The sequence below is a fragment of the Paenibacillus xylanexedens genome (assembly GCF_001908275.1).
GTDB classification, from domain to species: domain Bacteria; phylum Bacillota; class Bacilli; order Paenibacillales; family Paenibacillaceae; genus Paenibacillus; species Paenibacillus xylanexedens_A.
In genome coordinates, this window is sequence record NZ_CP018620.1 from 5,747,749 (window position 1) to 5,760,072 (window position 12,324).

12 protein-coding genes are annotated in these 12,324 nt (G+C 46.1%); 1 reads left to right on the plus strand and 11 read right to left on the minus strand.

From position 1 onward, the window contains the following. Position 1 precedes the first annotated feature (1 nt). A complete protein-coding gene (locus BS614_RS25190) occupies positions 2–826 on the plus strand; it encodes a carbohydrate ABC transporter permease (protein WP_074095939.1) in 825 nt (274 codons plus the stop codon). Between the two features lie 161 nt (positions 827–987). On the opposite strand, the gene BS614_RS25195 is transcribed toward BS614_RS25190, so the two are convergent. From BS614_RS25195 to BS614_RS25245, 11 genes are read right to left on the minus strand one after another with little or no spacing between them, the layout of a single operon-like run. Continuing rightward, the gene (locus BS614_RS25195; protein WP_074095940.1) at positions 988–2,316 is read right to left on the minus strand and encodes an MFS transporter; all 1,329 of its coding nucleotides are present in this window, start codon (positions 2,314–2,316) and stop codon (positions 988–990) included. Between the two features lie 20 nt (positions 2,317–2,336). Continuing rightward, positions 2,337–2,972 (minus strand): TetR/AcrR family transcriptional regulator, encoded by a 636-nt coding sequence (locus BS614_RS25200; RefSeq protein WP_074095941.1) that lies wholly within the window; start codon positions 2,970–2,972, stop codon positions 2,337–2,339. Between the two features lie 60 nt (positions 2,973–3,032). Beyond that, a complete protein-coding gene (locus BS614_RS25205) occupies positions 3,033–3,800 on the minus strand; it encodes an ABC transporter ATP-binding protein (protein WP_047843824.1) in 768 nt (255 codons plus the stop codon). 12 nt (positions 3,801–3,812) lie between these two features. Beyond that, positions 3,813–6,146 carry an ABC transporter permease gene (locus BS614_RS25210; RefSeq protein ID WP_074095942.1) on the minus strand — a complete coding sequence of 778 codons (2,334 nt, stop codon included), beginning with the start codon at positions 6,144–6,146 and terminating at the stop codon, positions 3,813–3,815. Positions 6,147–6,181: 35 nt separating this feature from the next. Then, on the minus strand, positions 6,182–6,922 hold the full coding sequence (locus BS614_RS25215; RefSeq protein WP_074095943.1) for a thioesterase II family protein: 741 nt from the start codon (positions 6,920–6,922) through the stop codon (positions 6,182–6,184). Positions 6,923–6,947: 25 nt separating this feature from the next. Next, complete coding sequence (locus tag BS614_RS31990; RefSeq protein WP_017687157.1) at positions 6,948–7,832, minus strand: hypothetical protein; 885 nt, start codon at positions 7,830–7,832, stop codon at positions 6,948–6,950. Continuing rightward, positions 7,829–8,092, minus strand: coding sequence for an acyl carrier protein (locus tag BS614_RS25225; protein ID WP_017687156.1), 264 nt, complete (start codon positions 8,090–8,092; stop codon positions 7,829–7,831). The genes BS614_RS31990 and BS614_RS25225 overlap by 4 nt, the downstream gene beginning before the upstream one ends. A gap of 15 nt (positions 8,093–8,107) precedes the next feature. Then, the gene (locus BS614_RS25230; protein WP_074096983.1) at positions 8,108–9,157 is read right to left on the minus strand and encodes an HAD-IIIC family phosphatase; all 1,050 of its coding nucleotides are present in this window, start codon (positions 9,155–9,157) and stop codon (positions 8,108–8,110) included. Between the two features lie 19 nt (positions 9,158–9,176). Then, positions 9,177–10,028: a 3-hydroxyacyl-CoA dehydrogenase family protein gene (locus tag BS614_RS25235; RefSeq protein ID WP_074095944.1), complete on the minus strand. Its 852-nt coding sequence runs from the start codon at positions 10,026–10,028 to the stop codon at positions 9,177–9,179. 28 nt (positions 10,029–10,056) lie between these two features. Beyond that, positions 10,057–11,376, minus strand: a complete 1,320-nt coding sequence (locus BS614_RS25240; protein ID WP_074095945.1) for an aspartate aminotransferase family protein — start codon at positions 11,374–11,376, stop codon at positions 10,057–10,059. Further along, on the minus strand, positions 11,373–12,305 hold the full coding sequence (locus tag BS614_RS25245; RefSeq protein WP_167544417.1) for an ACP S-malonyltransferase: 933 nt from the start codon (positions 12,303–12,305) through the stop codon (positions 11,373–11,375). Before BS614_RS25245 ends, BS614_RS25240 begins: the two co-directional genes overlap by 4 nt. Between the last annotated feature and the right edge of the window lie 19 nt (positions 12,306–12,324).

Consider the following 12,324-nt stretch of genomic DNA (forward strand, 5'->3'; position numbering starts at 1 on the left):
CATGCGATTGAGAAAAAGATTGGCTTCCATCGGGTTAAATGCTCTCGCCTGGCTGCTTAGCCTGGTGGTTCTGATTCCTTTTGTCGTCATTGTACTGAATTCATTCAAGTCGGACGCCGAGGCCAAAGTGCTTAAACTGACGTTGCCCGAGAAGTTTATTTTCGAAAATTACAAAATTGTCTATGAACAGGGACATTTGGGCGGTTCCTTTTTCAACAGTCTGCTGCACTCCGGGGTCTCTTCCCTGCTATTGGTGTTTGTTGTGGCATTCTCGGCCTTCACGTTATCCCGCAACCATTCGAAGCTCAGCAAGTTTCTGTACTTTTTCCTGATTCTTGGTATCACGCTGCCACTCAACTACATTCCGCTGATGGAAGTCATGAAGTCCATGGGTATGATCAATTCACATGTCGGCATGATTCTGCTCTATACGGCTATGGGTATTCCAATCTCGCTGTTCATTACGTATGCGTTTGTGTCTAACATCCCGAAGGAGCTGGATGAAGCCGCGATCATGGACGGATGTAATGGGGTCAAGCTGTTCCTGCGAATCATTGTACCTTTGTTAACCTCGGTGCTGGTAACGGTATTTGTTCTTAATTTCCTGAGTGTCTGGAATGAGTTTACTGCCCCACTCTATATGCTGAATACAGTGGAGATGTGGCCGATGACGCTGGCTGTATATAACTTCTTTGGACAATTCAGTGCCCAGTGGAATCTGGTCAGTGCCGATATCGTGCTCACGTCATTGCCTGTGTTGATTGTGTTCCTCATTGGGCAAAAGTATATTGTAGGAGGACTAACTTCAGGGGCGGTTAAAGGGTAAGCTCCACCGACAATCCAAATACACAAACGCATCTTGTCTAAGTACATCTGCTGACTCCTTAGCACAAAAAGCCCTTGTCTGCTCATCGTGTGAACAACTTCTTCGTACAGAAGAAGTATCGCACGCTGCTGCGGACAAGGGCTTACGCTGTTGGATTCGAATTAATCGTGCGCCAACCCGCCAACATCGGATGGAGCCGCTATATCTGGGCTCTGCTCCAGAGATTTGATCATTTTCAACCGGGATGTGATTATTGCGATCAGAATAACAAACAGACCCGCGATGATAAACAGAAAGGCAATACCTCTGCCTGGTCCAGTTCCAATAATTTGACCAACAGACGAAGCCAGTGCTCCCCCCTCCATCAGTAACGGATTAAACACATGGTCGGCCAGAAAACCAGCCAAACTGTACGCGATAATAAACCCGAGTTGTGACAGAATACCAATGATTCCCCATACCCTGCCCTGCTTATCGTTGGCGATATTGTTTCGCACCAGTACATCTGCGCTCATATTGACAAACGGCAGTGATGACAGGAACAGAAAACCTGCGAAGATAATAAAATAAATGTTGGTGGATATGCCCAGAAGTGAAAAGGACAAACCGCACAAAATCAGACCCATCACAAGCACACTTGCGTATCTCTTTGTTATTGTAAATATGCCGATGCACAAGCTGCTAATCAGCATGCCGATGGCACTAACAGACTGAAACGTTCCAAGTGTCTTTGCATCCGTGAATGACAGAAGCATCGGACCAATGAGTGTCTCCAGGAATCCCAGATAAAAGGTGACAAGTGAAATAATCACCACCAGCAACAGTACTCCCTTGTTGGTTACAACTTCTCTCCAGCCCTCTTGAATATCGGTGATCCAGTTTTTTCCTTCTCGATCCTCTCGCTCCACCTTCATGCTCTTCCGAATAACCAGCACAGCCAGAATGGCAACCAGGAATGTCAGAATATTAATGACCAGAATGACTTCAATGGTTGTTATACTAAGCAGAATGCCCGCAATGATGGGTGAAAACAGAAACTTCGAGGATTCAGCCAGTTGTACAAGTCCGCTGCCTTTCGAGAATTGCTCCTTATCCAGCAGGTCCGTAGCAGAGGCCTTATATGCCGGGCTCTGCAACGCGGAAAACACGGAACTAAAGGCTACTCCCACATAGATATGCCATAATTGGATATCACCTGTGAGCATAATGGACAGAATGAAAATCAAACCGGCTGCCGACCCCAGGTCGCCGATAATCATCATCGTTCGACGGTCGAATCGATCTGCCAGTACCCCTCCAATAGGTCGAAGCAGGATATTCGGCAGAAACGTGAATAAGGTAATCAATGCAACACTTGTTGCTGTATTCGTTTTTTCGAAGGCATACACCCCCAGGGAGAAGGCTGTAAGTCCAATCCCAATCATGGAGATGAGCTGACCGAACCATACTACCAGAAACTTTTTAAATGATTTTTGAACGGTATGTTCCATGGATGATACTCCTTTCTCGGCTAACCTTGATTCGGAAAATAGAGACGAGTGACGTAGGCGAAGCTTCCTTGTTCTGCTCCCAGCACACGTTCCATAATATGTGTGAATGCTTCAACCTTTTTTTGGAGTTCTTCCTCCTCCCATTGAAAGATGCCTCGATCCAGCAAAAATTGTGAAGATACGAGCAGGAATTCGATGGATTCCTTTGGGTTAGGTGTATGAAATACCCCCTCCTGAATGCCCTGCTCTACCACCTCGGCCAAGATGGGACTTAATCGTATTACCGTCTCTACAAGACTCTTTTGGTGCATCTCCACATTATGAACACTGTGTAATTGCTCGATGAGATCATGTTTTCTGCCGTCTGGCTGATTCTGCGCCATCATGATGCGAAAAATTTTGTCATGGGCGTTCAGTTTGAGATCGGACACCACGTGCCTGGCCGATGCCTCCCCACTCAGAATAAAACGCATAACGATGGCGTTCATAACCTCTTCCTTGGACTGAAAATAATAATAAAATGTACCCTTGGCAATGTTGCACGCCTGAAGGATATCCATGACCGTAGCTTTGGTGTACCCCTTTGTTATGAACAGAATCTCGGCGGCATCCAAAATCTCGTTCCTGCGTTCTTCCGGGTTTTTTATCAGTCTCATATCCTGGCCTCCGATACGTTCGACCGACTGTCGGTCTATTGTAGTCATGGAGTTCCTTTTTTAGAACCCCATTTCAGTCAACCATTGCGCCAAATGGCTTTCCCTTGTTTTTAGATCCTGACGCTCTCTTGCATATTTTCCAATATTTCTGTCTGCAACCAGCTTACCGTCCATCATAAACAGTACACGTTCCGATCTGGCAGCGACTTTCACATCATGGGTCACCAGCAGAATGGTTGTACCCGTTGCATTAATATCGCCCAGAATATCCATGATCTCATACGTTGATTTGGAATTCAGCGCCCCCGTTGGTTCATCGCCGAATAAAATATCTGGATTATTGATCAGCGCACGGCAGATGGCAATCCGTTGAAGCTGTCCGCCTGAGGCTTGGGTGATGTTATGCCCAGCCAGCTCATCAATCCCCATTTTTTTCATTAATGACATTGCCCGTGTATTAATCGTTTCTCTGCTGCTATTCTTGGCCAGATACGCGGAAAGTACGATATTGTCTAATAGATTCAGATTCTTGAGCAGATGAATATTTTGAAAGATGAATCCCATCTTGGTCAAACGTAGACTTGCCAGATCCCTCTCCTCAAATGCCGATATTTTTTTGCCATTAAAATAGACACTTCCAGCACTAATCTGATCCATACCACTTATGTTGTACAGTAAGGTAGACTTGCCTGAGCCAGATGGCCCCATGATAGAAACAAATTCTCCCTTTTTTAATTGAAGGTTGATATCTTTTAAGATGTTATGTTCTTCATTCTCGCCGATCGCTACGGATTTATTCACGTCTTTAGCCTCAAGTATAGTTGTCATCGTTGATCCTCCCTATTCGACAATCATTTTGGATATGCTCGTTTCCTTGATCGATTGGATGCTAATCCATGCTGTCAGTACAATCGTGCCTGCAAGTAACAATGGACACAAAACATATGCCTGTAACGGGTTAACAACAAAAACAATATTGGAAGCACCGAACGTCGACATAATGGCACTAACCAGTAACGGACCCAACGTATTGGACAATATCGTTCCAGTAACAACCCCTAAGATTAATATGACAAGTGACATCACGACATACTTGAACTTGATTTTAGACAAGGCAAACCCAAGGCTTCTTAGTACAGCAATGTCGTTGTTGTCCTTGGCTACTAACATCTGAAGGAACAGTGCTGTAATTAAAATAGATATGAAGACACCGATGACCAAGGCCAGCATCGTCACCATTTTCAATTGTTGGATGGTTCCGCCTAACGTCTGATCCAGATAACCTTGAAGATCGGTTACTTTGGCTGGCGAGAAAGCCGCCTCATATTCAGCAATTTTGGTAGCCATGTCCCCGCGATTATTCAGATCCAAACTGACCACATACCACAACACACTATCCTTGTTGTAAGGCAATAAGGCCTTCGCCGTTTTGCCACCATTCGTAACGTCCTGGTATATTCCGCTGACCGTCATCATCTGGTCCTTGCCATTAACCAGCAAGGTAAGTTGCTCACCAGTCTTCAGGCGCAGCTCGCTACTGTTTGCATCAGATAACGCAATTTCATTCTCGGTTGTTGGCGCATTACCGCTAACATAAGACAATGGGAAAATACTGAAATCCCCAGTTTCTACACTCAGATTGTCGTAACTTCCTTCCGCATTTTTAATCTTGAACTGGCTTGTTACCAATGGGGAATACGTTTTGATGTCTTTATCATTTTGGATCTGGGCAACCAGATTGTCATAACGCTGCTCCACATCATCTGTGTGCCTCAAGTCAATGCGAATATCACTTTGTCCAACACCCATATAAGAGATAAAACTTGGCGCCTGCAAAGTGTTCAGGAAGTTGACCGGCACAATCATGATAAATGAACTGACTACAAAGACAAATAACAATAATCGGAACATCTTGATTCGCTGTATGACTTCCTTCAGACCAAGAAAGACAGGTACGGAAGACCAGCGATTGCGGGACAAACTAAGCCGGTTTCGAATGATCTGTGTATCTCCCAGGCTCCCAGTACGGAGAGCATCCACCGCGGAGATGGAACGAAAACGTCGCAGTACCGATCGACAGAACAGAACAACCATGGCAAATATGATTCCAGCGGCTAATAACGGAATCGCGAAATGCAACAGGGTTGCAGGTGCTTTTCCCATATACAACATGATGTTGGAAACAAATAGTCTGTTAACGCCAAGTGATGCAATGTAACCAAGCACGGATGCAAATCCGGCCATAAATACATACTTCATCAGATACAGTCTCTTAATATCCTTCTCTGCGATTCCAATCGCTTTCATGACACTAATCTCACGATAATCCTCTTCGATGGTCGCAAGCATCGTGAATCGGATGCAGAGCATCGCAATCAGAATCAGCACAAGACTGACCAGAATAATAACGGCTGCAATGACTCCGTCGGTCATCGCATTCAATACCTGGAACAGCCCATAGGTTACAACTGGACCCGCGTTGGGAAGTCCGGCATTTTGGTAAACCTGGGTAAATTCACTCGTCAGTCCGGGATCCGTCAACCGGAATTCAATGAGATACTCCATCTCTCCGACGCTCTGCTTCAGTTCCTGCAAATTCCCTGCACTCACAATAAAACGTTTGGAGTGCACAACCGATGGATTCATCTGAGCATCACGGACAAAATCAACGATGGTGTAAGAACGCTCAAATTGACCATTATCGATCCGAACCTGGTCGCCCACGCTCAATTTTTTTTGCTGCATGTAATATACCGGAACCGCGATCTCGCCATCGTTCACCTGAATAATCTCACTGTCCAGATTCAACAAATAGTCGAAACCCTGATTCTGTGTAACAAAGTCAATATCCATAACGCTGTTCTTTTCGGACTCTGCTCCGAGAAACAGATTAGAGCCGTCAATGTTGACCATTTCCACAATCTGATGTTGCTGGACCATGGCATTTTCTTCAGCCCACGTGTTTACTTTGACCTGATCGAGTTCTCCGGCATGCATTTGCACAAAGTGTGGTGTTTTAGATTCAGAAAATAGATATTGGATGGAACTCGTCAGTTCCATAATCATTCGTGACCCAGAAGATACCAGCAAGGCGGCCAGCAGTACAAAAATAAACAACGCAGCCGTAATCCCTTTTTTTCTCGTTATATCGTTTCTCAGCATTCGTAGCAGCATAAACGAACATGGCTCCTCTCATCTACAAGTTGTTCCTATTTATCTGGAGTCATAAAGCTTGTCAGACAATGCGCCACCGTTGAAGGTTGATGCATCATGAACATGTGAGCACCCTCTTTGATGGTTTGAAGCTTCATGGATGTGCCAAAATATCGGCCCCATCTCAACGCTGATTGAAGGGTAACGGTACGATCCCGTTCTCCCCACAGATACAACACCGGCAATGAGAGCGGCTCATATTCAAGCGTTGCTGCAGATTCCAGCATCCTGAAATCCGCCCGGATGACGGGCAGAAAATAATTCAATAATTCTTTTTCATGTATCAGTTCTTGCGGGAGAGCTTCATAGGAAAACAGATGATCAATCAGATTTTCGTCTGACATCCGATCATAATTCTGCATCCCGCATTCGTCAGGCGTGTTGCAGGCAGATAACACAAGCCGTAGCGTTTTAGCTACATCTGGATGTTCCTGACATAAGCGCTGCGCAACGAAGTAGGCTGTAATCCCTCCCAGACTATGTCCAAATAACAGACTGCCGGGCTGTATAACATCCAGGAGCTTGCTGGTATACAGTTCTACGAGTTGCTGCATATGCTCCAGGGGTGTTTCGGTGTTCAGACCATGACCCGGGGGCGTAAACGCCCAAATTTCCGTGTCAGGAAGGTACGGCACTAGGGGCTGAAAACTGTTGGAGTTGCCACCGAGATAAGGAAAACAGACCATTTGTCTGTTTCCCTCCCCCTTTTGTAGCTGCTCCAAATAGATCGGTTCCATCACTTATCCACCACCATAACCAGGCTTACTTTCTTTCCAGAACATATGCAGGGAATGTCTGAAGTGAAGTATCCACATTTTTACGCTTGAAGATGACATGTATGACAATAGCCGATATTGCAAAAAAGAAAAATTGCATAATTTGAACTTGCGGATTAAAGTAGTACAAATCAATTTGACTTCCTGTAGCTACAAGCCAGAATGCAAGCAGATAAAACAGAAGTGTACCTTTGGTTGCATTGAAGATATAACTTTGGAACACGATAAATGCCATAAGCTGAACAACGTAGTATATGTAAGTGGTTGAGGTGCCAAAAGAGGAAATCAAGTATCCCGGAAGCACCCATAATCCGAACAACAGGCCGGTAATCAGACCACTTGTTATATTATTTTTTAACTTCCCTTGCAAGAATGGAAGCAAAAATCCGATCCAGCCAAACAGCCCACCAATCAGCCCCGTCTCCTTGATCAGATTCACAATTCCCAACCAGATCATTTCAGGTACACTATATGTCAGCTCAGGGACCGGTATGCCGAATAACAAGGAACCAAAGTGCATTGTTGATGCAAAGATGATGGAAATTCCAATAATGAGCGGTATCCAGAACAGGTCCTGTCTGCGCGGAACCAGCTTCATAAACATTCCTTTTAATGCTTCCTTTCCGCCCATCACATAACATGTAATTAATCCGGCAATGGAAGGTGAATACAGAGCAACGATCGCAAGTGGATGCATCAAGGTTAACTCACCTGTTATGGGTACAATAAAATCCGCAAAGAACATGAACAAACTTGCGATTCCATAACATGTGCCAAAGGAAATTCCCAAAAACAAATACATATATTTGTTGGACGGGCTGGTTGCCGGACTTGTGACTGGACGAATGGATGCCTGATTAGCTGTAATCATAGTGCCGCCTCCTTCTCAGTCAACTTTCTCTCAATAAGATCATGCAAACGGTTAATCGTGCAGAAATTAGCCAAATCCAGATCTTCATTTGCTATCTCAATCTGGAATCTACGCTCTACAAAGTCCACCAAACGCATCGCAAAGAGCGAATTGACGAACCGCTGCTCAAAATAATTGTCATTATCATTAATTTGAGTGTCCTCATGATCCATGGTGAGGTTGTTCCCGATAAACTCCCGAATTTCCTGACGATAATCCACTGCCCTTCCCCCTTGTTATTGATGTTGCCCCTCGGGCACTAAAACCTCAATGTAGTCTGGAAACTCTACAGCCTGCTGTAAATCATGATGAAACAGTACTCTTCCTTCCTGATCTGCAGATTGTTGCTTGAAACCGGCAAAGCGATAGCTGATATTCATCATTCGGTTCCTTCCGGTATCCCTGAAGTCCGCAAGCATTTGTTTGCCCTGCTTCTGAGCTTCACGCATGATATACGTTAGCAGTACACTCCCTGCTCCCCTGGACATCACTCTGCAAGACATCAGAAGCATGTTTAGCCGCCATACCTTCTGCTGCATGTGAATTAGTGCAAGCCCAATTTTGCCATACGTTCCGTATTTGTCTTCGAGTTCACACACCAATAACATATGCTCCTGCGAAGTCATCAGTTGATGCAGCTCCTCGTAACTGTAGGTAATTCCCGTTGCATTTAGTTGATTGGTGCGAACGGTAAGTTCCTCTGCACGTTGAAGATCATCCTCAGTAGCCTCGTAGATGGAAAATTTCATGCCGAGCGTAGCCAGAAATTGTTCTGAAGGTCCTTCATACTGTTCTTCAGCCTGTTTACGGAGCGTATCCGCCTGATACATCTGCCTTCTGCACGCAGAGTCGGCTGTAATGAATCGGGGCATCAGCCTTGGGTCATCAAGCATGGTTTCATATTGATCCGCATGAAGTACCTGGATGTCAGCATGTACACTTTGCACTTCTTCCAGTTCAAAAGGTTGATCATCCACAAACAGAATGGCATCCATGCCGATATTAATGTTCTGCTGAATCCGCTGAACAGAGACGGACTTCGCATCCCAATGGATTTCGGGATACAGAAAATATTCGGCGATGCCCAGTTCGTTTAGTTTCGCCCAAGCTAGCTCTGCATCATTTTTACTGGCAACAGAGTGCAAAATACCTCGCTGGTCCAGTTTTTCAATCACCTCCTTTAAGCCCAGCTTCAGTTGCACATCTGCAGATTCAAGCAAAACCCCATCCCATATGGTGTGGTCCAGATCCCAAACAATACACTTGATATCCTTGAGCTTTTCCATGGTCATGCCACCCTTCATCTTAGTAGGCATAGAATCCTTGACCCGTCTTCCGCCCCCACTGTCCTGCATCAACCATTTTCTGCAACATCGGACAGCATCGGAATTTGGGGTCCTGATAGCTGTCGTACAATACTTTCAATGAATGCACGACCGTATCCAGACCAATCAGATCCGCCGTCTCCAGCGGCCCCATCTGATAATTGAAGCCCTTCTTCATAATGGCGTCCACCTGCTCGGGTGTAGCGATTCCATCCTGTACAATGTACGCCGCTTCATTCATTAACAAGTGCGAGAGGCGATTAGAGACAAACCCGGGCAGATCCTCTATGACAACTGGACTTTTATCAAGAGTTTCCAAAAACGCTACCATCTCATGTTCCGTAACCTGCGTTGTATGATGTCCTTTGATCACCTCCACCATGGATTTAACGGGAACCGGATTCATCAGATGCACCCCAATGACTCGGCCTGGGTCAGGCAAAAATGAAGCGAGCTTTGTCACGGAAATACAGCTTGTATTTAGCGCAAATAAAGCATCCGGACGAGCCCTGTGGTATAGTCGTGCGTAAACTTCCTTTTTCAACTCCAGGTTTTCGGTTACATTTTCAATAATGATACTTGCCTCTTCCACACCTTCATCTTGTGTCTGGAACGAGATTCGTTCCATGATCTGATCCAGGGGCACCTGACCGTACCCTTGCTTCAGAAAGCAAGCTGAACGATATTCACGACGTATAACATCAGGGGCATGTTCGATGACCGACGCCGAAATATCCTGCAAAATCACACGATAACCAGCCCTCGCGACATCCAGTGCTGTGGCGCATCCCATCACCCCTGCGCCAATGATTGCAATGAGTCGATTATGCATACCTAATCACCTCCTTATTGAGCTACCATTAGATCAGCTCGTCGTAGATCTCTTTCATTTCTGCAAGTGCTGCAGGGACACGCTCACCGAACCAGGCAACATCTTGCATATCAAGCAGGATATTCGGATACATCCGCGAGAGCGTAGATACCAGAACACCGTGCTCAGCAAGCTTGCTATTTAACAAAATATCAAAAGACATCAATTCAAACGTATATTCAGCCGTATCCGTAAGCGGCTCCGTACAGCAGTGATAAGAAGCACAGCCAGACGGCCCTTGAACAATTAAAGGCAGACCTACCTTCACTGCTTCCTGGCAGAGTATGTCATGCATCATCTCAGCGTGGCGGTTCATGCTGTGCATCGCCTGACCTCCATTGCGTCCCAACATTTCCAGCGTAGCTTTTACAGCAGCTGTACCTAATGGATAGCCATTAAACGTACCCGCATGAATTACTTTTTTGTCTACAAGTAACTTCATGATATCCGCTCGGCCAACCAGGGCTGACACCGGAACTCCGCCACCCGCGATTGCCTTCCCAAGTGTGGTCAGATCGGGCGTTACACCGAATAACTGTTGGGCACCACCGAGACCCATACGGAATCCTGTTATAATCTCATCAAAAATGAGCACGACCTGGTACTGATCACATAACTGTCTGACTTTTTGCAGATAACCCGGAGCAGGCATGACTCCGCCTCCATTTACACAAACCGGCTCCATGATTACTGCTGCAATGTCGTCTCCATGCTGGCGAAATAGTTCCTCCAGACGGGCTGCGTCATTCCATGGCACGAGGTAGGATTGAGATTCCATGGCATCCCTTGCCCTCCCCTTTGTTCCTTTCATGTCACCAGGATAGTCTGAAGGTACCGGCAAACCTGTACGTGCAGTCTTACCACCCATAATATTGTCCGCATTGCCATGATAATGGCCTTCAAAACGTACAAAGCGATTTTTACCTGTCCACGCCCGGGCAAGACGAAGTGCATTCTGGACAATCTCCGTACCTGATAACCCAAAACGAATCATCTCTGCTGAAGGTACATATTGATGGATCAGTTCCAGAGCCTCTGCATCCAGATCGCAATGACTTACGGAAAGAACACGGTCAATGGTATCCTTCAGACACTCGTTATACTCCTCGTTGCCGTGGCCAACAATGAGGGCACCAAAGCGGGCATATAAATCCAAATACTCGTTGCCGTTCATGTCCGTCACTCTGCTTCGGGAAGCATGCTTGAAATGGAGCGGCGTCTCTTCCCAAGGAAGGTGAAAATTATAGTGCACACCGCCAGGCAGCCATTGTTTCACCCGCTGATTGTACTGCATCATCTCCGTGATCATCCCTTATCGCCTCCCCCACTTGTCTGGTTTACTGCTTCATATCGCTCCAGTAACCTGGACCGATCTTGCGGATCATCCAGCGAATAGGCTGCAGGCAAGGTCTTATTCTCAGCCAGCATATTTCTTATGCTCTGGCCTGGACCGATATCGATCCATACCGTCGCTCCCAGATTTTGAATGCGTGCCAATGCCTGATTCCAGCGAATGGGTTGCAAAAGCTGGCTACTCAGCAGCTTAGGAATGTCCTCGGCTCCGCGAATGAACTCCCCATGTACTGTAGAGCAGATGGGAAACACCGGTGCAGAGAAGGAAATCCCTGCAAGCATCTCTTCAAGCTCAGGCTGAATGAACTGCATCAACTCGCTATGATAAGGTGCATCTGCCTTCATTGGCATCATGCGAAAAGGAATGAATTCCCCACCGTAGCCATCCACCTGATCATCCAGCATTTGAAGCCCCTTCGCAGTACCTGCGACGACAAACTGTCCCGGTGAATTATAACCGGAGATCGTCGCATACTCGTTCTGACGAATATTCTCGACTAATTCTTCAAGCGCTTCTTGGGTTACATCAACAACAATACCCGCTCTTCCTTTTTGCTCCTGAATGGAGCGATGCATCAACGCACCACGCTGAGTTGTAAAACGGATTCCATCAGCAAATCGCAATGCTCCCGCCGCTACTAAAGCCGAAATCTCCCCCAAACTGTGACCTACTGCATAATCTGGAGTCATTCCTGTTCGGCGAACAAATGAATCAAATAAAACGTAGCTTGCTGTCAGTACAGCAGGCTGAGCATATTCAGAGACCGTCAATTGATCCAGGGTCCCTTCCATAACCAGTGCCTTCAAATCAAATCCGATCACCTCGCTCGCTTCCGCAAAGATCTGATTCGCCTCCGGCTCACTGTGCAACAACTCGCTGCACATTCCGATATACTGGCTTCCC